This is a genomic window from Acidimicrobiia bacterium (assembly GCA_040881685.1).
Classification (GTDB): domain Bacteria; phylum Actinomycetota; class Acidimicrobiia; order IMCC26256; family PALSA-555; genus SHVJ01.
This window is the reverse complement of the sequence record JBBECS010000050.1, coordinates 38,768-59,895: the sequence shown is the minus strand read 5'-3', so window position 1 is coordinate 59,895 and position 21,128 is coordinate 38,768. Positions and strand designations below refer to the sequence as shown.

Annotated in this window: 22 protein-coding genes, 1 pseudogene and 1 riboswitch; of the genes and pseudogenes, 5 read left to right on the top strand and 18 right to left on the bottom strand. The window is 68.4% G+C overall.

What is annotated here, in order from left to right:
• Positions 1-144 precede the first annotated feature (144 nt).
• Genes WEE69_12875 through WEE69_12855 form a run of 5 tightly spaced genes read left to right on the top strand, consistent with a single transcriptional unit; the run spans position 145 to position 3,587 of the window.
• A complete protein-coding gene (locus tag WEE69_12875; GenBank protein ID MEX1146185.1) occupies positions 145-630 on the top strand; it encodes a DUF4193 family protein in 486 nt (161 codons plus the stop codon).
• Positions 631-659: 29 nt separating this feature from the next.
• Positions 660-2,150 carry an apolipoprotein N-acyltransferase gene (gene lnt, locus WEE69_12870; GenBank protein MEX1146184.1) on the top strand — a complete coding sequence of 497 codons (1,491 nt, stop codon included), beginning with the start codon at positions 660-662 and terminating at the stop codon, positions 2,148-2,150.
• The gene (locus tag WEE69_12865) at positions 2,147-2,695 is read left to right on the top strand and encodes a hypothetical protein (GenBank protein MEX1146183.1); all 549 of its coding nucleotides are present in this window, start codon (positions 2,147-2,149) and stop codon (positions 2,693-2,695) included. The genes lnt and WEE69_12865 overlap by 4 nt, the downstream gene beginning before the upstream one ends.
• 2 nt (positions 2,696-2,697) lie before the next feature.
• A complete protein-coding gene (locus tag WEE69_12860; protein ID MEX1146182.1) occupies positions 2,698-3,174 on the top strand; it encodes a GNAT family N-acetyltransferase in 477 nt (158 codons plus the stop codon).
• Positions 3,171-3,587 (top strand): NUDIX hydrolase, encoded by a 417-nt coding sequence (locus tag WEE69_12855; GenBank protein MEX1146181.1) that lies wholly within the window; start codon positions 3,171-3,173, stop codon positions 3,585-3,587. Before WEE69_12860 ends, WEE69_12855 begins: the two co-directional genes overlap by 4 nt.
• A gap of 85 nt (positions 3,588-3,672) precedes the next feature.
• Here the strand turns inward: WEE69_12855 and WEE69_12850 are convergent, their stop codons facing one another.
• The 18 genes and pseudogenes from WEE69_12850 to WEE69_12765 form a co-directional block, all read right to left on the bottom strand.
• On the bottom strand, positions 3,673-4,563 hold the full coding sequence (locus WEE69_12850; protein MEX1146180.1) for a Dyp-type peroxidase: 891 nt from the start codon (positions 4,561-4,563) through the stop codon (positions 3,673-3,675).
• A gap of 7 nt (positions 4,564-4,570) precedes the next feature.
• The gene (gcvP, locus tag WEE69_12845; protein ID MEX1146179.1) at positions 4,571-7,441 is read right to left on the bottom strand and encodes an aminomethyl-transferring glycine dehydrogenase; all 2,871 of its coding nucleotides are present in this window, start codon (positions 7,439-7,441) and stop codon (positions 4,571-4,573) included.
• A gap of 144 nt (positions 7,442-7,585) precedes the next feature.
• A riboswitch (glycine riboswitch) is annotated at positions 7,586-7,675 on the bottom strand.
• 34 nt (positions 7,676-7,709) lie between these two features.
• The gene (gcvT, locus tag WEE69_12840) at positions 7,710-8,777 is read right to left on the bottom strand and encodes a glycine cleavage system aminomethyltransferase GcvT (protein ID MEX1146178.1); all 1,068 of its coding nucleotides are present in this window, start codon (positions 8,775-8,777) and stop codon (positions 7,710-7,712) included.
• A gap of 107 nt (positions 8,778-8,884) precedes the next feature.
• Positions 8,885-9,322: a hypothetical protein gene (locus tag WEE69_12835; GenBank protein ID MEX1146177.1), complete on the bottom strand. Its 438-nt coding sequence runs from the start codon at positions 9,320-9,322 to the stop codon at positions 8,885-8,887.
• 10 nt (positions 9,323-9,332) lie between these two features.
• Complete coding sequence (locus WEE69_12830; protein ID MEX1146176.1) at positions 9,333-9,914, bottom strand: MerR family transcriptional regulator; 582 nt, start codon at positions 9,912-9,914, stop codon at positions 9,333-9,335.
• Positions 9,915-10,060: 146 nt separating this feature from the next.
• Positions 10,061-10,564: a bifunctional nuclease family protein gene (locus tag WEE69_12825; protein ID MEX1146175.1), complete on the bottom strand. Its 504-nt coding sequence runs from the start codon at positions 10,562-10,564 to the stop codon at positions 10,061-10,063.
• Entirely contained in the window at positions 10,561-11,187 is a 627-nt protein-coding gene (locus tag WEE69_12820; protein MEX1146174.1) for a phosphoribosyltransferase family protein, read from the bottom strand. Before WEE69_12820 ends, WEE69_12825 begins: the two co-directional genes overlap by 4 nt.
• A gap of 794 nt (positions 11,188-11,981) precedes the next feature.
• Positions 11,982-12,239, bottom strand: a pseudogene (locus WEE69_12815) (MerR family transcriptional regulator).
• On the bottom strand, positions 12,236-12,709 hold the full coding sequence (locus WEE69_12810; protein ID MEX1146173.1) for an FHA domain-containing protein: 474 nt from the start codon (positions 12,707-12,709) through the stop codon (positions 12,236-12,238). The pseudogene WEE69_12815 and the gene WEE69_12810 overlap by 4 nt, the downstream one beginning before the upstream one ends.
• 33 nt (positions 12,710-12,742) lie before the next feature.
• Positions 12,743-13,456, bottom strand: coding sequence for a biotin/lipoate A/B protein ligase family protein (locus WEE69_12805; protein MEX1146172.1), 714 nt, complete (start codon positions 13,454-13,456; stop codon positions 12,743-12,745).
• 44 nt (positions 13,457-13,500) lie between these two features.
• A complete protein-coding gene (gene gcvH, locus WEE69_12800) occupies positions 13,501-13,884 on the bottom strand; it encodes a glycine cleavage system protein GcvH (protein MEX1146171.1) in 384 nt (127 codons plus the stop codon).
• Between the two features lie 40 nt (positions 13,885-13,924).
• Positions 13,925-16,420, bottom strand: coding sequence for a sugar phosphate nucleotidyltransferase (locus WEE69_12795; GenBank protein MEX1146170.1), 2,496 nt, complete (start codon positions 16,418-16,420; stop codon positions 13,925-13,927).
• A 64-nt stretch (positions 16,421-16,484) separates the two neighbouring features.
• On the bottom strand, positions 16,485-17,087 hold the full coding sequence (locus WEE69_12790; protein MEX1146169.1) for a CDP-alcohol phosphatidyltransferase family protein: 603 nt from the start codon (positions 17,085-17,087) through the stop codon (positions 16,485-16,487).
• 60 nt (positions 17,088-17,147) lie between these two features.
• Complete coding sequence (locus WEE69_12785) at positions 17,148-17,879, bottom strand: SDR family oxidoreductase (GenBank protein ID MEX1146168.1); 732 nt, start codon at positions 17,877-17,879, stop codon at positions 17,148-17,150.
• Positions 17,880-17,903: 24 nt separating this feature from the next.
• Positions 17,904-18,713: an XdhC/CoxI family protein gene (locus WEE69_12780; protein MEX1146167.1), complete on the bottom strand. Its 810-nt coding sequence runs from the start codon at positions 18,711-18,713 to the stop codon at positions 17,904-17,906.
• Positions 18,710-19,027, bottom strand: coding sequence for an XdhC family protein (locus WEE69_12775; GenBank protein ID MEX1146166.1), 318 nt, complete (start codon positions 19,025-19,027; stop codon positions 18,710-18,712). The genes WEE69_12780 and WEE69_12775 overlap by 4 nt, the downstream gene beginning before the upstream one ends.
• Before the next feature lie 67 nt (positions 19,028-19,094).
• Complete coding sequence (locus WEE69_12770) at positions 19,095-20,210, bottom strand: VWA domain-containing protein (protein ID MEX1146165.1); 1,116 nt, start codon at positions 20,208-20,210, stop codon at positions 19,095-19,097.
• On the bottom strand, positions 20,200-21,099 hold the full coding sequence (locus tag WEE69_12765) for a MoxR family ATPase (GenBank protein MEX1146164.1): 900 nt from the start codon (positions 21,097-21,099) through the stop codon (positions 20,200-20,202). The genes WEE69_12770 and WEE69_12765 overlap by 11 nt, the downstream gene beginning before the upstream one ends.
• Positions 21,100-21,128: the final 29 nt, after the last annotated feature.

Here is a 21,128-nt window from a genome sequence, read left to right as displayed (position 1 = left end):
GTTGCCCCAACGGTCTCCTGGGCCTCCTTTCTTTTGGCGCCGCGGGAATGTGCGTGGCGATCCCCGGGTTCCGGCGTCGCGGACCGGGCGCGGGATTATGCTCCGGCCCCTGATGAGCCCGGCACCGGGCCGGAGATCGAGCACATGAGCGACGAAGAGTTCGAGGACGCCGAAGACGATGCGCCCGACGAGGATCTCGATGAGGAGGATCTCGACGACGATGCGCTCGACGATGACATCGATGTCGTGGATCTCGATGAAGCGCTCGACCCCGACGTGATCCCGGTGGTCGACGGTGAAGCCGTCGTGGCCGCGGTCGTCGCTGTGCCCGAGCCCAAGAGCGACGACGACGAGGAAGAGGACGGTCTCGACCTTGACGAGGAGCTGCATCCCGACGACGTCGAAGCGCCGCTGGATGCGTTGCTCAAAGAGAAGACCGCGGCCGCCACGATGGAGGACGAGGAAGAGGAGGTCGAGGAGGAGGAGGTTGAGCTCGACGACCGCGGCGAGGGGCCGACCAAGATCATGCCCCGCCGTCCGGGTGAGTTCCTGTGCTCGTCGTGCTTCCTCGTGCTCCCACGAACCCAACTCGCTGACGAACCGCGGATGCTCTGCCGCGACTGCGCCTGAGCCGGAGCACCACGAAGAGCGCTTCGGGCGTGCGAGATCGCGCGCTCGCGTGTGTCGCCGCAGGAATCGTTCTCGGCATCTCCTTTCCACCGGTTGATCTCGGGCCGGCCGCGCTCGTCGCTCTGGTCCCACTCCTGTGGGCGTGGCGCGGTTCGACCCCGGCGCGAGCCGCGTTGTACGGGTTCTTGTTCGGCCTCGCGTTCTTCGGTGTCCTGCTCGAGTGGACTCGGTACTTCGGCGTTGTCGCGGTCCTCGTGGCTGTCGTTGGTGAGGCCGCATTCATTGCCATCGCGGGAGGGATCGTCGCCGTGTTGGAGCGGCGAGGCCTGCGCACGCCCTGGCTGATCGGCGCGGTCTGGGTGGTGGTCGAAGGGGCGCGGGGACGCATTCCATTCGGAGGCGTGCCCTGGGGTGAGATCGGCGCGGCTTTGCACGACATCCCGGTCGCGCGGGTGTTCGCTAGCCTCGGTGGGGTCACGCTCGTCTCGTTCGTCGTCGTCGTGTTCAACGGCTTGGTGCTCGACGCGATCGATTCGGTGCGTCACAGAACGCAGACGCGTCTGGCCTGGGCTGGTGTGGGGCTTTCGGCGCTGGTCGCGTGCACCGTGGTTGCGAGCGTCGCGCGCTACGAGCCGGAGGTCACGGGCGATCTGCGGTTCGCGCTGCTGCAGGGGCTCGATCAGAACCGCGATCTGACGACCGCTGAGATCCGCAGTGACTTTCTGATGCGCCACCACCTCGAGCTCGCAGCGCGGCTGCGCGGAGAATACGACCTGATCGTGTTCCCAGAGTCCGCGCTCGAGCGGGATCCCACGCGGTTTCGCGACGTCCGAGCGGCGCTGCTCGCGGTCGCCGAAGCCCACGATGCCGTCGTGCTGGCAAACGCCAGGGTCCTGACCGCTCGCGGGAGGCTCTCCAACAGCAATCTCGCGTACGACCCCGATGGAGAGCTCCAAGGCATCTACGCCAAGCAGCACCTCGTCCCGTACGGCGAGTACGTCCCGCTGCGAGATCTGCTCCCGTTCATCGAGGAGCTCGATCGGATCCCGTTCGACTACGAACGAGGGACCGAGCGAGTGATGTTCCGAGCAGGTGGCCATGACTTCGGAACGGTGATCTGTTACGAGTCCGCGTTCGCGCCCCTCGTTCGCGGCTTCGTCCGCGACGGCGCCGAGCTCATCGTCGTCACGACGAACAACCGGTCATACCGGCGATCAGGACTCTCGGCGCAGCATCTTGCGCTGAGTCAGATGCGCGCGGCTGAGACGGGCCGGCCGGTGCTCCACGCCTCGATCTCGGGGATCACCGGCGTGATCGAACCCGATGGTCGCGTTCACGACACCAGCGAACTCTTCGAGAACCGGATCACGTCGGGGACCGTGCAGACGACGACCGGCCAGACGCCGTATGTGCGCTTCGGTGATTGGGCGCTGGTCGTGTGCGGGCTCGCGCTCGTCGCCGTGACGGTGCTCGGGGGAGTACGAGCTCGCTGGAGGACAGCCGTAGACTCCGGCTCGTGAGCGACGAAAACGCGACCGTCGAGCGGGCCAAGGAGCTGCTCGTCTACGGACCCGTCGGCTTGGCGCTCTTCCTGCGCGACAGCGCGCCCCAGTTCATGCGCATGTTCGTGGCCCGCGGCCGCACCGAGCTCGACCAACGCCGCAAGTCGGTCGGTGAGCAGATCGATCAGGTGCGCACGCTTGGCGAGACCGCGGCGACCGACGGCGGACCAGAGGTCCTGCGGGTGCTCTCGACCGGCCTTGCTGCGCTGCGCGAGAAAGCCGAGGAAGCGCTCGTAGCGCTCGGAGTGACGGACGCAGGCACGTCCGACGCGGCCGACGTGGCCGAATGCGCCGACCGGGACGCGGCGGGTGCCGTCACCCGGAACCGCGATCGGGGCGACCTCGCGATCCCGGGGTACGACGACCTCTCGGCATCCCAGGTCGTGGACCACCTCGACGACCTGTCCAGCACCGACCTCGAGGCGATCCGCGAGTACGAGGCCGCACACCGCGCGCGCAACACCATCCTCGGGAAGATCGAACAGCTCACGCGCGGCTCCTGACCGTGGAGAGCTGCCGGCGCGCGACCCCCGACGATCTCGAGGAGATCGTTCGCCTCGCGCAGGGGTTGCGCGAAGAGCTCGGATCGATGCGCGGCGGTGACGTGTGGCTCGCCCGTGAAGCACGACCCGAGCCGCTCGACGAGACGTATCAGCCGCTGATCGACCACCAGGATGCGCTGGTCGTCGTGGGCGCGATCGATGCCTCGGCCGTGGGCTTCGGCGTCGCTGAGATCGAGACGATGCGTACGGGGGAGCGACTCGGTCGCGTGACCGAGCTGTTCGTGGAGGCCGGCGCACGGTCGGTGGGTGTGGGGGAGGCGATGGCCGCGACGTTGATCGACTTCTGCACCGAGCGCGGGTGCATCGGCATCGACACGATGGCACTCCCCGGCCACCGCGCGACCAAGAACTTCTTCGAAGAGCAGGGTTTCACCGCGCGGTCACTCGTGATGCACCGATCCCTGCGCTCCTCAGAGTGAACGCGCCGCAGGTCGCCGTGGGCGCTGTGGCGCTCCACGCCGGGCGGATCCTCCTGGTGCGTCGTGGTCACGGCCCCGCGGCGGGCACATGGTCGGTACCGGGCGGGCGGGTCGAGCTCGGCGAGACCCTGCACGAGGCGGTGATCCGAGAGGTGGCGGAAGAAGCCGGGATCCCCGTGGTCGTCGACCGCTTCCTCGGCTGGGTCGAGCGCATCCACGACGCGCCGGGCGGGCCGCACTTCGTGATCCTGGACTTTGCCGTCACGGTCCTCGAACCAGACACCTCACTGATCGCCGGCGACGACGCCACAGAAGCCGCCTGGACGCCTGTCGACGAGCTCGGTGACCAGAACCTGGCGCCCGGCCTGCTCGACTTCCTGGGGGACTGCGGCGTGCTGGCCGGTGAAGGCTGAGCGCCGAAGTGCCGATAAGCCTCGTTATGTCAAGTTGCCAGACTTTGGCGGGCTGCTGGAGAACGCGGGAGGGCGAGATGCGCCGCTACGCCAGGTCGCGTAGGGCTGTGAGTGACGGGGCGAAGTAGAAGGCTGCGCTGACTGGTTTGGTGAAGTCGGTGAGGTGGTCGTGTGTGTCGTCGGCTGTGCCGAACATTCTGGCGAGCATGATCTCGAACTTTGTGGGGTCGTTGCTGAAGGCTACGAAGTAGAGGCCGAGCTCGTTGATGCGGCCGTAGGGGACGCTGCGGCGGTAGATCTCTAGCTCTTCGCCGTTCTCGTCTTCTACGACGACTCTGCTGATGTGGGCGGTGTCGGGCTTGTCGTCGCGTTCTTGGCTGTCGGGCTTGGTGCGGCCGATGACGGCCTCCTGCTCCTCGACGGAGAGGGCGTGGAGCTTGGCGAGGTCGTGGACCCACTTCATGGTGATGACGTGGGAGCCGCCCTCCCCTGGTGCACCGGTGGGGACGAGCGCGACGTCCGGTGCGTCTTCGACCGGAGGGTTCTCGGTGCCGTCGATGAAGCCGCTGAGGTCACGGCTGTCGAGGTACACGAAGCAGGGCTCTTCCTGCGCGAGCTCCGCGACCGGTGCGAGCGCGGCCCCCACGGCGCGGGCGTTGTCGAGCAGCACGTCGGGGCCGGTGCCGTGCAGCCAGACCCACAGGTCATGCGGTGTCGCCGGCACGCGCCGTCCGTCGCCTTCGATGCCTGCGAAGTCGTGCGCGTTCTCGGGCGTGTTGTCCGGCGCGATGCTGCGCCAGAGGTCGGCGCGGAACCCGACCACGATGTTCGTGCCGCCTGAGGTGACGAGCGGCTCGCGCAGCTTGGCGACGGCTGCGGCGACGGCTGCCGGCTTGGTGCCGGGACGCACGTCGAACTCGAGGTGGTACTGCGAGCGCGTGCCCTGAGCGAAGATTCCTGGCTGTGCGGTGATCACGAACCCGTCATTCCCTTTCGGCGTAGGCCTCAATCGGCGGGCATGAGCAGAAGAGGTTGCGGTCCCCGTACGCGTTGTCGATGCGGCTGACCGGTGGCCAGTACTTGTCATCGGGCGATCCGCCGGTTGGGAAGGCGGCCTCGTCACGCGAGTACGCGCGGGACCATTGGTCGGTGACGACGTCGCCGGCCGGGTGCGGCGCGTGACGCAGGGGACTGTCCTCGACGGAGCACTCCCCTCGCTCGACCCGCCCGATCTCCGACCGGATGGCGATCATCGCGTCGCAGAAGCGATCCAGCTCGTGCTTGCTCTCCGACTCGGTCGGCTCGACCATGAGCGTGCCTGCGACCGGGAACGACATCGTCGGCGCGTGGAAGCCGAAGTCGATGAGCCGCTTCGCCACGTCCTCGGCAGTGACGCCGGTGTCGTGAGTGATCGCGCGCAGGTCGAGGATGCACTCGTGGGCGACGAGTCCTTCGGGGCCCGCGTAGAGGACCGGGTAGTGCTCGTGGAGCCGCCGGGCGACGTAGTTGGCGCTCAGGATCGCCACCTGGGTGGCGCGCAGCAGTCCGGGCCCGCCCATCAAGCGGATGTACGCCCACGAGATCGGCAGGATGCCGGCCGATCCCCACGGCGCCGCGGAGATCGGGCCCACGCCGGTCGCTGGTCCGGCTTCGGCCACGAGTGGGTGGTTGGGCAGGAACGGCGCAAGGTGCGCGCGCACTGCCACCGGTCCGACGCCGGGTCCACCCCCGCCGTGAGGGATGCAGAAGGTCTTGTGCAGGTTGAGGTGCGATACGTCGGCACCGAAGTGTCCCGGCTTCGCGACGCCGACGAGCGCGTTCAGGTTGGCGCCGTCGAGGTACACCTGGCCGCCGTGCTCGTGCACGACCGCGCACACGTCTCGGATCTGCTCCTCGAAGACGCCGTGCGTCGATGGGTATGTGACCATCAGCGCGGCCAGCGTGTCGGCGTGCTCGTGGGCCTTGGTCTTCAAGTCGTCGACATCGACGTTGCCGTGGTGGTCGCAGCTCACGACGACCACGCGCATGGCGGCCATGGCTGCGCTCGCCGCGTTCGTCCCGTGCGCGGATGCCGGGATGAGACAGACGTTGCGGTGCTCCTCCCCCCTGCTGCGGTGGTACGAGCGGATCGCGAGGAGACCGGCGAGCTCCCCCTGTGAGCCCGCGTTGGGCTGGAGCGACACCGCGTCGTACCCGGTGATCTCGCACAACCACGTCTCGAGGTCGGCGAACAGCTCGAGGTAGCCGCCGACCTGGTCGACCGGCGCAAACGGGTGGATCGACCCGAACCCCGGCCAGGTGACCGGGATCATCTCCACGGTCGCGTTCAGCTTCATCGTGCACGAACCGAGCGGGATCATCGTGCGGTCCAGCGCGAGATCGCGATCCGCGAGCCGTCGGAGGTAGCGCAGCATCGCGGTCTCCGAACGGTGCGAGTGGAACACCGGGTGGGTCATGAAGTCGGACGTGCGTGCAAGGGCCGCAGGGATCGCAACCTCGGTGTGAGCGTCGACGTCGTCGACCGCGGCCGAGATCCCGAATGCCTCCCACACCTGTTGCACCACGCGGCGGGTGGTCGTCTCGTCCAGTGAGATGCCGAGCGTGTCTCGGTTCACCTCGCGGAGGTTGATTTCGCGTGCGCGCGCACCGGTGGCGATCGCCGCCGCTCGACCAGGCACACGCACGGTCACGGTGTCGAAGAAGGCGTCGTGCATCACGTCGATCCCGGCGTCGCGCAGCCCGGTGGCCAGCACAGCGGTCAACCGGTGGATTCGGCGCGCGATCGCGCGGATCCCGTCGGGTCCGTGGTACACGCCGTAGAGCCCGGCCATCACGGCCAGCAGCACCTGCGCGGTGCAGATGTTGCTCGTCGCCTTCTCACGACGAATGTGCTGCTCCCGAGTCTGGAGCGCGAGCCGGAACGCGGGGCGGCCGCCCGAGTCCACCGAGACGCCGACCAGGCGACCCGGCAGGCTCCGCTGGTACTCGCTGCGGGTGGCGATGAACGCGGCGTGCGGGCCGCCGTAGCCAAGGGGCACGCCGAACCGTTGCGATGACCCGACGACGACGTCGGCGCCCTGCTCCCCCGGCGGAACGATCACCGCCAGCGCGAGGAGATCGGCCGCGACCGCCGCGAGCGCGCCTTGGCCGTGCAGGCGGTCGACGAGGGGGCTGAGGTCGCGCAGCACGCCGCTGCTGCCGGGCTGCTGGATCAACGCGCCGAACACCCCGTCGGGCGGGACGTCGGCCTCGGCATTACCGACGCGAACGTCGAGCCCCAACGGCATCGCGCGCGTCTCGACGACCGCGATCGTCTGAGGATGGCAGTCGGCATCGACGAAGAACGTCGTGCCCGCGTCGGGGTTCATGCGGTGGCACAACGTCATGGCTTCGGCGGCGGCGGTGCCCTCATCGAGCAGCGAGGCGTTGGCGATCTCCATCCCCGTCAGGTCCGTCACCATGGTCTGGAAGTTCAGGAGCGCTTCGAGACGACCCTGGGAGATCTCGGGCTGATACGGCGTGTACGCGGTGTACCAGGCTGGGTTCTCGAGCACGTTGCGCAGGATCACGTTGGGCGTGACCGTGCCCGAGTAGCCCATGCCGATCAGTGAGGTCGCGATGGTGTTGCGCGCCACGAGCTCGTGCAACAGCTCGAGCGCGGTGACTTCGTCGCACGCGTCCGGTAGCGCCAGCGGTGTTCGATCACGGATCGTGACGGGCACGGCGTGGTCCGTGAGCCCGTCGAGTGACGTGTACTCGAGCAGGTCGAGCATCTCGCGCTGCTCGGCGTCGTCCGGACCGATGTGCCGACGCACGAAGGCGTCGGGCTCTTCCAGCTCCGGGAGTGTGGTCATCTGGGGATCTCCGTCCGCGACGTGCCAGCGAGCCACTCGTCGTGACCCTCGGCTCCCCCGCTGTCGCGGTACCTGAGAGATTCGCCGGCGCTCGCCGGCTTTCCCCTTCGGTGAGGTGCTCTCGCACCTACTCTCCAGCGTTGCCTCGCCCGGGCGGTCCTGGTGCCTGAGAGGTTCCGGGGAGTGGTTGCTCCTTCGGCGCCCGCGTGCAGCGGGCTCTCCCGCCCAGGGTCGACGGCTGTGCAGCCCCGAGGCTAGCCGCGGCCCCTCACCGGCCGAAGAACGGCGGCTTCACCACCTGTGCGGAGATGGTGCGGCCGCGCACGTCGATCTCGACCTTGGTGCCTTCGGCGGCGTCGGGCGGGAGGAACGCCAGCGCGATCCCCTGCTCGAGCATCGGTGAGAAGTTGCCGCTCGTGACCTGGCCGACTTCCGTGCCGTCGATCATGACCGCGCAGCCTTCGCGTGGGATCTGGCGGCCGTCGACGAGAAGGCCGCGCAACCGGCGCTCGACCCCGCGCTCCTTCTCGGCGAGCAACACATCGCGCCCGCGGAAGTCGCCCTTGTCGAACCGCACGACCCAGGACAGACCGGCCTGGAGCGGCGTGATGCCCGGCCCGAGCTCGTGGCCGTGGAGTGGGAGGCCTGCCTCGAGGCGCAGCGTGTCACGAGCACCGAGCCCGGCCGGCTGAACACCGCCCGCCAACACGGCGCGCCACACGCTGGCCGCAGCTTCGACTGGCACGTGCAGCTCGACACCGTCTTCGCCCGTGTACCCGGTGCCGGCTGCGAAACCGGGCGCTCCGTCGTAGTCGACCGCCTCGACGGCGAAGTGCGGGACGTCGGCCGCGGCGGGCACCGCTGCCGTCAGCTTCGCGCGCGCCTCTGGACCTTGGACCGCGATGATCGCCCGGGACGAGGTGATGTCCTCGACCGAGCAACCGCCCGGATCGCCCAACGCGTCGACGATCCGAGCCGTGTTCGACGCGTTGGGCATGACGATGAAGTCGTCGTCCGTGAGCCACCACACGATGATGTCGTCCACGACGTGGGCGTCGTCGGGGTCGAGCAAGTGGGTGTACTGAGCCCGGCCCGGCCCGATCCGACCGAGATCGTTCGTGAAGGCCTGTTGGAGGAGTGCGTGCGCGCCAGCGCCCGTGACCCGGAGCGATCCGAGATGCGAGACGTCGAACGCCACCGCGTGCTGGCGGCACGCGCGGTGCTCTTCGAGCACGCTCGTGTACTGGATCGGCATCTCCCAGCCGCCGAACTCGACCAGGCGCGCGCCGAGCGCACGATGCTCCGCGTCGAGCGGGCTGTGGCGCAGTTGACTCACGGCGTCGGAGCCTAAATCCCTGGTCGCGCTCGCTCGGGCTCGGGGTACCCGAGCCCGCCCAACGGGGCGCTCGGCTGCTCGGAGAGGGATGACTCAGGAGGGATGACTCAGGCGGTCTCGGCCGCGGATCCTGGCGCTCGACGCGGCTCCGGGCGGAGGTCGAGACGCGTCGGTGGAGCCCCGCCGATGTCACTGAGCTGCTCGGGTGGCTCCAGGCCGTACTTCACCAGCAAGTGGAGGTAGTCGCGTTGGTAGAGCACCTTCACCTGGACCTCCGGGTGCTGTTCCTGGAGCCGGCGCGCCTTTCGGTTCTTCTTTGTGACGAGCTTCTGGTTGAGGGTGGTGATCTCGATGAAGACGTCGTACGTCGGGAGGTAGAAGTCGGGGGTGAACGCCTGCACCGGGTTGCCCTGGCGGTCACGCTCCAACGTGAACGTGCGCGGTTCGTACTCCCACGCGATGCCGTAGAAGTCGAGCAGCTTCGCGAACTGCCGCTCCGAGTTGTGCGCGAACCGAACCTGCTCGTGCGGCAGGTCCGTGCTCATCGGGTCGCGTTCAGCCCCCGTCGGCTGCCCGCTGCTCGGGCTCGGTCGCCGTCGCGTGACCGGCCGACCCTGGCAACGCGAGCCGGTGGATGGCGGCGTCGAGCTCTTGCACCATGTTGCCGACCGGGACCACGTTGAAGACGCCCTGGCCGGTGCGCACGAGATCGAAGAGGTGCTCGCCGTCGCGTGCGAGCACCGTGTTGGTGCCGTCGATCACGAGGCTCGCGGTTTGCCAGTCGCCGCCGCGCTCGCTGCGCAACGATTCGATGACCTTGCGAGCGGTCTGGAGGCGCACGCCGGCATCGAGCAGGCCCTTGATGACCTTGAGCTGCACCAGGTCGCGATACGAGTACCGGCGATGGGTCCCGCTCCCGGCCGCCGGAGCCAACGAGGGCTTCAGCAGGTCGGTGCTGTCCCAGTAGTCGAGTTGGCGGTACGTGATCCCGACGATGTCGCAGACGTTGGGCCCGCTCCAGCCCAGCCCATCACCAACTTCGTCTGGTCGCCCCCGCAGGCTCGGACTCGTGCTTTGGCGGTCGGCAGAGCCGCCGCCTTCGCGTGCCTCGTCGAAGGTCCCCTGGCTCGTGCTCATCGAGGCCGCCTCCCGGTCGCATCCCCGGTGGCTCGGGCCCGCGGGGCGGGCCTCAGGGAGTCACACAGGCGTAGTTACGGCCATGTGACGCTACTCCTCGTCCGCCTGAGAGTCAACGGTTTCGGTCCGGAGCCAGGTCAGGCCGATCAGCCCGGTGAGCCGCCTTCCCCGGAGGCGAAGTCCTCGGGTTGGACCTGGTTGAGGAACTCCCGGAACTCCTCGATCTGGGCCTCTTCCTCGTCCTGGTCGAACAGGATGCCGGCCTCTTCGAGCACTGCCTCGGCGGCGAAGATCGGCACCGGCTCCGGGTACCTCGCGGCGAGCGCGAGCGCGTCCGACGGGCGGGACGAGATGCGGCGGGTCTCGCCGTTCCCGCCGAGCTCGATCTCGGCGTAGAAGGTGCCGTCGTGGAGCTCGGTGATCACGACTCGTTGGAGCTCGACGGCGAGGTCGTCGAGCACGGCCTTGAACAGGTCGTGGGTCATCGGCCGCGGTGTTTCCATCCCCTGGAGCGCGTAGACGATCGCAGTCGCCTCGGGCGGGCCGATGAAGATCGGCAGGTAGCGCTGCCCCTCCTCCTCGCGGAGAAGCACGATCGGCTGGTTCGTGGGGACCTCGACCCGGACACCCACCAGTGACATCTGGATCACGGCGTAGTCCTCCTCGCGGTCACCCTAGACCCTGGTCTCGCCGGTTCAGGACCGGGATACAGCGACAGGTACGCGTCGGGATGGGACGCGAGCGTCGCCGGATCTGCTCGCACGATCATCGGCAGGTTCCGGTACTGCTCGCCGTGATGCAGGCCGTAGCCGAGCACGTACGCATCCCCGGGGATCTCGAGGCCCACATAGCGGACCGGCACCGGGACGATGCGCCGTTCGCTGCGATCAAGCAGTGTGCAGATGTCCACTCGACGCGCGCCGCGCACGTTGAGGTGCTCGACGAGGTACGCGACCGTGAGTCCGGTGTCGACGAGGTCCTCGACGAGGACGACGTCACGATCGGTGACGTCGAGATCGAGATCCTTGAGCAGACGTACCCGACCGGAGTCGGGCGCGTAGCGCGAGATGGCAAGGAAGTCGACACACACGTCGATCCCGCGCATTCGGCGCACCAGGTCGGCGAGGAACACGAGCGCGCCCTTCAGCACGCCGACGAGCACGACACCCTCTGGATGGTCGGCCGTGATCGCGGCGGCGAGGCGTTCGGCGCACTCGGCGAGCTCCGACTCGTCGAGGATGGTGACCGGCTCTGCGCCTTGGCGCTGAGTCACTCCGCGAGCGTGCTGCGCAACGCGCGCCTGAGCATCGCAGTCCGCAGCCGACGCCCCAGCCGAGCCAGCTCCTCCAGCTCGCCCTGGAGCTTGGCGCGCGACGCCGGGTTGCGCTGCTTGACGTACGGCAGCAGCACTTGGGTGAACAGCGCGGCTTCGCGCTGGGCGAAGTGCCAGTACATCTTCAGGTGCCGAGGCTCGATCCCCCGCCGGTAGCAGCCGACGGCGAGCTCGGCGACGGCGAGCATCTCGTCGTCGTACCGGTCGATGTCGTCGTCGGACCGCATCGCCACGATGATTCCGAAGGACTCGAGCGCGTCGAGCTGCGGGTTCGTGAGTCCGGTCGCCTCGAGGAGCTCGCCGCGTGTCAGGTCGGTCGACGTTGCGACGTCGCGCCCGTTGCGGATGCTGCCGACCTGCTCCTCGTCGTCCTCGGTGTCGATGTGATCGTCGAGCTCGGCGAGCGGCAATCGCGGTGCGCGTGGGGGTGACGACGGCGGACCCTGCGGCCGCGGCGGTGACGACGGTTGGGCTTGTGGCCCTGGTGGTGATGTCGGACGCGGGGCGACGGGCGTAGCCGGCGCGGGTGGACGTGCGGCCGGCGCGGGCGCGCTCGAAGCAGTGGAAGTGCTCGGCGCGGTCGCGGCCGGTGCGGTCTGGGGCGGTGAAGGGGTGCTCGGTGCTGGTGCGACACCGGGCGACGTCGACACGGGTCGGGTCGCCGTCGTGCCAGTGGATGGTGGCTGCGAGCCCCCGTTGGCAGAGCCGATGCGGGGCGCACCGTTCGGCCCGAACGCGTCGAGTCGCTCCTTGATCACACGGAGCGGCAAGAAGTGATCGCGCTGCTGCACGAGGATCCAACGCAGTCGCTGCAGGTCGGGTGGGTAGAACCGTCGGTAACCTGACGGTGTGCGCTCGGGGTCGATGAGGCCCTGACTCTCGAGAAATCGGATCTTCGAGATCGTGACGTCGGGGAACTCGCTGCGCAGCTGATCGAGCACCTCGCCGATCGACAGGTGCGCGCCTGAGCTCGCGGTGGCTTCGGTGGTCATGCCTGCTCCCCCGAGCCGCCGACCACGAACGTGAGTACGAATCGCCCCACCTGGAGCTCGCTCATGTCGCCGAGCTTGGACGTCTCGATGCGCTCGCGGTCGACGTAGGTACCGTTGAGCGACCCCGCGTCGCGGACCTCGTAGTGGCCCTCTTCGCGCTCGATGACGGCGTGATGACGTGACACGGTGACGTCATCGAGGAAGATGTCGGACTCCGGGTCTCGACCGAGCGTCGTGTTGTCCGAGGCGAGCACGAAGGTGCTCCCGGCATTGGGTCCGCGCCGCACGATGAGCATCCCCATTCCGTCTGCGAGCTGATCGAGCAGGTGCCCGATCTCCTGCTCGAGGGCGCGACGTCCTTCGATCAGCTCCAAGGAGACGGTGGTGTCCTCTTCGCCGAGCGGCTCACCGCATGACGAGCAGAAATTCGCCTCGACTTCGTTCTCGTGGCCACAGCGCCGACAACGCACCCTTACAAGGGTACCGACGCGAGCCCGGTTGCATCAATGCTGCGCGTAGGAACGCTGCGGCACAAGCACTGCAGGGTCGAAGGAAACGGGCAGGGATCTGGCGAAACCCTTCACGATCGCGTCGGCAACCGAGCGCGGATCACTCGGCGCGGCGAGCTCCTCGAGCGTGACCGTCGCGCGGAGGAGCGCGTCATGGTCGCAGTCGGTGCGAACGACGTCACACTCGTCGATCTCGAGACGTCGTAGCAGGATCGAACCGTGCTGAAGGACGGCGCCGTCGCGTCGTACCTGTGCCGATCCACACACCTTGCGATCGCCGACCCGCAGGTCGGCTCCCTGTTGCCCGGCGAAGCACACTGCTCCTGGCGGCCCGTCGTTTCGGGCGATCGCCGCGGTGACGCCGATGAGCTCGAGGCCGGCGATCAGCGCTCGTGCGATCACGTCGTAGACGGCGCGCACACCACCGTCCGCACCCGAAGGAAGCGACAGCGAAACCGAGTAGGTGAGGTCGGCGCCATGCAGGAGCGCGGCTCCGCCGGTCGGGCGGCGCACGATGCGAACACCGAGCTCTTCGCAGGCGGCCTCGTCGACATCCGCGCGGTCCTGGAACCGGCCGAGTGACAGCGTCGGCTCGGACCAAGTGTACAGGCGCAACGCTGGCTGTCCATCGGCAACGACCTGCTCGAGCAGCTCGACATCGGTCCGCATGTGATCGGTGGACGCGTCGCTACCGATGTCGTCGATCAAGCGCCAGCGAGGCGCACCCGCGGGTGGTCGATGGTCGCGAGTGGTCAACCGCTCTCAACCAACGCGCGGTATGCCCTCGCGTCGAGCAGGGAGTCGATCTGAGACGGATCGCTCAGATCAACTTCGAAGATCCAACCCACCCCGTAGGGCTCCTGGTTGACGAGCTCCGGAGAATCGTTGAGCGCTTCGTTCACCGCTGTGATGGTTCCCGACACCGGCGCGTAGATGTCGGAGACGGACTTCGTGGACTCGACCTCGGCGCACGTGGCCATCGCTTCGACTGCCTTGCCGACCGTCGGGAGCTGCACGTAGACGATGTCGCCGAGCGCGTCCTGCGCATAGTCCGTGATCCCGACGCGCGCACGCGAGCCGTCGACCGCGACCCACTCGTGCTCCTTGCTGTACCTCAGGTTGTCGGGAAACTCCATTGCTCCACTCCGGTGTCAGGGTCGGCGCATCGTAGGTGGCTCAGCGAAGCAGCTGGCGAATCACGAGCGCGTAGTCGTGCGCGAGACGGTGGGCCGCCTCGTCATTCTCGGCCTCGGCCCAGACGTGCGTGGTCGGCTGCTCGAGATCGGGCATCACCAGCGCCCAGCCGTCCGGGCGCAGGACCTTGACGCCATCGACGAGGAGGAACTCGTGCTCGGCATCACGCGTCAGGAGCTCGACGAGCTCACGCATCACCGCGCCCTTCCGTTCCCAGGCTGTCGGCACCGTCTCGTGCGCGACGTGCACCCGTGGGAGCTCTTTGACGACGGTCGAGAGGGTTCGACCGGTCGTCGCGAGCAGGTCGAGCACATGCGCGAGTGATGCCGAGGCGTCGTAGGCCGGGAGGAACTCCGGCCAGATGAACCCGCCCTCCGGCGATGCGGCGAAGGCGATGTCACCGAGCGCGGCCACCTCCATGAGGTGAGTATCGGAGCGCTTGGTCCACACGACCTCCCCGCCGTGCGCCATCGCGAGGTGCTCGGCTGCTTGTGTGACGGATACCGGCAGCGCGATGCGGGCGTGCGGGCGGGCTTCGGCCACGAGGGTGACGAGCGCCAGGAGCGCCTCGGTGCGTGAGAGTGCGTGACCTTCGTCGTCCACCAGGGCGATCGTCTCTCCGTCGGGCGAGATCACGCAGCCGAGGTGACTTCCCGATGCGCGAACGAGCTCGGCGATGCGGACGACCTGCTGGTCAAGCTCGGTGGCGGAGCTCGCGGCGGTGCTGGCGTAAGGATTGATCGCGAGCGCGTCCACGCCGAGCTTTGCCAGCACCGACGGCATCACGATCGACGCCGCGCCGTACGAGTAGTCGAGCACCACTTTGAAGGCGCGTTCGTGCAGCTTCTCGGCGTTGACGGAGCGCGCGAGGGCGGCCGTGTAGAACTCGATCGAGCGCGGCGGGTACACGATGTCGCCGATGTCCCCTGCGAACGCACGTCGGTAGTCCTCGCGCGCGAGGAGCCGCTCGAGCTTTCGTTGCATCCCTTCGTCGATGTCGCGCCCATCCGCGTCGAAGATCCGTATCTCGACGCTGTCTGGATCGTCGGCGTCGAGGCGGACGGTGATGCCACCGCGCGCCTGGCTGTTGCGAACCTGAAAGCGGGTGACCGGGACGGTCGCGAGCTCGACGTCCTCGACGTTCGCTCCGGCAAGGTTTAAGCCACCGATCACCGCACGCTTCAGCGCACGGGCCGCACGGCTGGTGTCCCGGCTCGTCGTGACCGTCGAGCCCCGTTTGAGTGCGGTGCCGTACGCCATGGCCAAGCGCACCGCGACCTCCGGCGTGATGTCGACGTTTGCGAGCCCTCGTACGCCCCGTCGACCGAACAAGGTTCGGGCACCGCGACTTTCCCAAACGATCGAGGAGTTGACGACGGCTTCGGCTTCAACCGTCTTGAAGGAGTAGATCCGCACGCCGGCGTTGACGACCGCGTGCTCGCCGATGAAACACTCGTCGCCGACCACGACGCCTTCCTCCAGGCGAGCATGGCCGCGCAGGTCGGTGGACCGTCCGATGACACAACCGCGGAGCCGGGCGTTGCGCCCGATGTAGACGTGGTCGTGACAGAGCGCACGCTCGAGGGTCGCGTCGTTCTTTATGACCACGTCGGTGCCGAGCACGGTGTACTCGCTGATCCTCGCTCCGGCTTCGATCTTGCAGTTGTCGCCGATGACGGCCGGACCCTCGACCACGGCGGCGGGATCAATCTCTGCGCCCTCGCCCAGCCAGACCCCCTTGCTCATCTCGAAGCCGGTGATGTCGACCTTGACCCGGCCGTCGAGCACATCGGCGTGCGCGCGCAGGTACGCGTCGGTGGTGCCGATGTCCTCCCAATAGCCGTCGACGACATGGCCGTGGATCCGAAGGCCCTTGTCGAGCGCTGCGGGGAACACGTCTTGGGCGAAGTCCACGACCTCGCCCTCTGGGATCAGGTCGAAGATCTCGGGCTCGAGCACGTAGATCCCGGTGTTGATGGTGTCGGAGAAGACCTGGCCCCAGCTCGGCTTCTCGAGGAACCGCTCCACGCTGCCGTCGGGGCGCGTGATGACGATCCCGAACTCCAGCGGATCCTCGACGCGCATGAGTGCGATCGACGCGGTGGCCCCACTCTCACGATGTGCCTTGATGAACCCGGTGAGATCGATGTCGGTGAGCACGTCGCCGGAGATGACCAGAAACGTGTCGTCGAGCTCGGAGGCGGCGTTGCGGACCGAGCCTGCAGTGCCGAGGGGTGTCTCATCGGTCGCGTAGCGCATGCGGGGCCCGAAGTCGGAGCCGTCGCCGAAGTAGTCACGGATCTGGTTGGCGAGGTACGCGACGGTCACCACAACGTCGTCGAAGCCGTGGCGAGCCAGGAGCGTCACGATGTGCTCCATCAGCGGACGGTTGACGAGGGGGATCATCGGCTTCGGCTGGTTGCTCGTGAGCGGACGCAACCGCGTGCCTTCTCCCCCGGCGAGGATGACGGCTTTCATGGTCGCGCTCCCTCGGCAGCGGGATACCCGCTGCCGCCCTGCGGGACGGTCGGCTGCTCGGTCTTCATACCGCAGCTCCTGACGTGCCCGCGCGGGCACTGCGACCGGCGCGCAGCGCGTCACGAGCGATCGGCACGTACTGCGCGACTGCGAGGTATCCGAGGACGAGACCCCCGGCCGTGGCAACCCAGGTGGTGACTTGGGCCGCATCGCGACCGGTGCCGGGATCGAGCACGTCGACGAGAAGGAAGCCGGGCAGCGCGAACATCAATGCAAACGTGCCCGCTTTGCCGGCCCATTGCACATCGATCCTGGCTGCGCCGGCCACGGCGAGCGCGAGCGTGGCCGCGCTCACGAGCGCCTCACGGACCAGGACCAGCACACCCACCCAGGTGGGGACCACGCCGTCGATGGTCAAGGCGATCGCGGCGGTGAGCAGGAGGATCCGGTCGGCCACGGGATCGAGCACCTTCCCCACGAGGCTGCCCTGGTCGAAGCGTCGGGCGATCCAACCGTCGACCCAGTCGGTGGCGCCGAGGACCGCGAGAAGGCCGAACGTAACCGCGCGCTCCTCGGCCTCGAAGAGCAGCCAGAGGAACAGCGGTGCGCAGAGGAGCCGGATCACCGAGATCGCGTTCGGGACCGTGAGAACCCGGCGATCGTCCACAATCGCCAGCGTAGGCGGCTGATCGCGCTCTTCCACTCTGGCTGCGGCGTGACGTGACGGCTATTGCAGGCCGGCGTATGCGCCGCCGTCGACAGGGATTGCCACACCCGTGAGGGAGCGAGCTTGCTCGGAGCACACGAACGCAACGATCGCACCGAAGTCCGCCGGCTGACCCAGCGTTCCGCTTGGAATGCCGGACGCGTCCGCGCCACCGAGCGCGCGCAGTCTCTCCGTGTCGTGCAGACCGGGTTGAAGTGAGTTCACCGTGATCCCGTCGGGTGCGACCTCGCGAGCGAGCGTCTTCAAGAATCCGGTCACGCCGGCGCGCGCGGTGTTCGACAGGATGAGATGCGGCATCGGCTGGCGGACGGCGATCGATGTGATTGCCACGACTCGTCCCCATTGCTGTGCCTGCATGGCCGGGATCGCTTCTGCACACATCGCGATCGTCGAGAGGCAGTTGAGCTGGAAGGCACGCGTGTACTCCTCGAGGTCGGAGACGTCCGCGAACCGCCCCGGCAGCGGCCCACCGGCGTTCGGCACCAGGATGTCGATCCCGCCGAGCGCTTCTCTCGTCGCCTGCACGAATCCGCGAGCGCCGTCGGGCGTGCTCATGTCGGCCACGAGCGGCACGAGATCATGCGTGGACGCGGCGGCTTCGACCGCGCCTCGGTCGCGGCCACAGATCGCCACCTGTGCGCCTTCGGCGGCAAGTGCCACCGCCGAAGCGAGGCCGAGACCGCGGGATGCCGCGGCGACCGCGGCACGGCGGCCGGTGATGCCCAGGTCCATGGCTCCTCCCCTGATGTGAGCGGCTCAGGCGTGGATCGGGCCGTCGGTGTCGCGCAGCGATGGCGCCGCGTGGCCCGTGCGGGTCGCGATGATCTCGGCGCAGATCGAGACGGCCGTCTCTTCAGGTGTTCGCGCCCCGAGATCGAGGCCGATCGGCGCCATGACCCGCGTCAGCTCCGCGTCGGTCACCCCGACCTCGCGCAGTCGCACGACCCGCTTGGCATGCGTCGAGCGACTTCCCATCGCGCCGAGATACCCGACTCGCGTGCCGAGTGCACCAACGATGGCGGGCACGTCGAACTTGGCGTCATGGGTCAGCACGCACACCGCGTCACGTGGTCCCAGGTTGTCACCGATTCGGCTCAAGTGACGGTCGGGCCAATCACACACGACCTCGTCCGCCATCGGGAAGCGCGCGGGAGTGGCGAACACCTCACGCGCGTCACAGACCGTCACGCGGTAGCCGAGCAGCTTCGCCGCTCGAGCGAGCGCCGCGGTGAAGTCGACTGCGCCGAAGATCACCATCTGCGGTTGGCGCACGAACGACTCGACGAAGACTTCGACGTCACGCTCGCGTGCCTCACCGTGCGGGCCGTAGTGACGGGTCACCGTCAACCCGGCTTCGAGCTCACCGAGCGCATCGCGAGTGACGACGCGATCGAGATCCGGATCTCCGAGGGTACCCATGGGTTTGCCGCCGGGGGTGACGAGCAGCTTGGCGCCGACGCCGTTGCCGTTGATCACCGTGGCCAACGCAACCGGCTCGTCGGCGCGAAGGGCGTCCTCGAGCGCTTGGAAGACCGGAGTCGCCGGATCGCCCGCGCCGGAGGTCACCAGTCGAGGGGCTCGACGAACACGTGGATCGTGCCGCCACACGTGAGACCGACGGCGAAGGCCTCGTCGTCGGAGTAGCCGAACGACACGACGCCACGCGGGCGCGTTCCTGCGAGGACCGCGAGCGCCTCGGTGACGACCGCGCCCTCGACGCAACCCCCGGACACCGAGCCGGCAACCTCGCCGCTCTCGCTCACCGCCATCGCGGCGCCGGGATCGCGCGGACCAGAGCCATCGAGACCGACCACGCGCGCCACCGCGACCCGCTGTCCGAGGGCCCGCCACCGGTCGATGTCGTCGAGGATCTCTTTCACCCTTTGTTCGCTCCCACTCCGCTACCCCGCTCAGTGCGTTCGCTCCATTCGCTCCGTTCGCGCTGGCTCACTTGCCGATCACCTCGGCGAGCTCTTCGAGCGCGGCAAGCGAGTGCCCGGTGACGAACTCGTCGACGTGGGGCAGGGCGGCAGCCATCCCGCGCGCGAGCGGGGCGTACTCGGGAGTTGCCTTGAGTGGGTTCACCCACACGATCCGGTGCGCGACGCGTCCGAGTCGGGCCATCTCCTCTCCGAGCACCGAGGGATCGCCGCGATCCCAGCCGTCAGAGAGGATCACGATCACCGCGCCGCGCGCCATGCCGCGCACACCCCATTGGTCGTTGAATGCCCGCAGGCCTTCGCCGAGTCGGGTGCCGCCGGAAAAGTCGACGACACGTTGCGCCGCGGCGGTGAGTGCGGCGTCGGGATCGCGCGACGACAGCTCCCGCGTGATGCGCGTGAGTCGGGTGCCGATGGCGAAGGCCTCGACCCGTCCCCGACCGACGACCGCCGCTTGCACGAAACGCAGGAACGCCCGGGCATACGGCTCCATCGAGCCGCTCACATCGCACAGCAAGACGACCCGACGCGGCCGCCGCGACGGGCTCGAGAACGCGCGGTCGATCGGCTCGCCCGCCGAGCGCAAGGATCGGCGAACCGTCCGGCGCAGATCGGGACGGCCGCGCTCGCGGCGGGTCGGTCGACGCCGGCGTGAGCGCCGCAACGCACCGGCGAGTCGGAGGTCGGCCATCATCCGACGTGCCTCGACAAGCTCGGCATGCGTGTAAGCGGCGAAGTCGTGGTGGCGCAGCACCTCGGCGCGGCTCCATCGCACCTCGAGCGTCACGGCCGCGTCGTCGTCGGGCTCGGCGTTGTGGTCGGCGTCGTCCTGATCGGCATCGAACGCGAGCGTCAAGGGCGTGGGCTCGGCGGTGCTCCCGTCAATGCCGACCTTGCCGTCCCAGAACACGCCGAACGCGCGGTCGTAAGTCTCGCGGTCTTCCGGGCCCCGGAGCAGGGTTGCGTGCCCGGCCCAGTACACCCCGTCCCGGCGATCGAGGCCGACTGCTGCGAGGGCTTCGCCGAACGCGATGGTCGAACCGACGGGCACGTCGAGGCCAGCACCGCGCAGCACGCGGGCGAACGCAACTGCGACGCGGTCGGCGTCGGCCTCAGGAGGCACGGTTGGTGGTGGCTGCGGCCTGGACCAGCAGCTCGAGCCCATGGGCGCGGGCGCGCTCCTGATCCTCGCGGTACTTCAGGACCGTGCCGAGCGTGACGTCGACGGTTGCCGCATCGAGCGTGGTCGACCCGAGCGCGGCGACAGCTTGGGCCCAGTCGATCGTCTCGGCCACGCCGGGTGGCTTGTAGAGGTCGAGGTCGCGCAGTGCTTCCACGGCACCCGCGACCTGGCGCGCGAGCTCCTCGCGCACGTCCGGCGCCCGCACTCTGAGGATCGCAAGCTCGCGCTCGAAGTCGGGGTGTCCGATCCAGTGGTACAGGCAGCGGCGCTTCAGCGCATCGTGGACGTCGCGCGTGCGATTCGACGTGACCACCACGATCGGAGGTGATTCGGCTCGGAAGGTGCCGAGCTCGGGGATCGTGATCGCGTAGTCAGACAGGATCTCGAGCAGGAACGCCTCGAACTCGTCGTCCGCCCGGTCGACTTCGTCGACGAGGAGCACCGGCGGCTGGTTCCCGCTGTGGGCGATGGCGCGCAAGAGCGGGCGCCGCACGAGGAACCGCTCGGAGTACAGCTCGTCCTCGTCGACCGGGCCTCCACCAGCCTCGCTCGCCCGGAGATGGAGCAGCTGACGCGAGTAGTCCCATTCGTAGACGGCCTGCGCCGCGTCGATGCCCTCGTAGCACTGGAGGCGAACGAGCTCACCGCCGGTCCAGCGTGCGAGCACCTTGGCGACTTCGGTCTTGCCGACACCGGCCTCACCTTCGAGCAGCAGCGGCCGTTCGAGTCGAAGCGCGAGGAAGATCGCCGTGGCGAGGCCCTCGTCGGCGAGATAGTCGTGCGCGGCGAGTGCCTCGCGCACTTCGTCGACGTTCTTCACGTCGGTCACGCGTCGATGGTAACCGCCGCGGGAGCCGG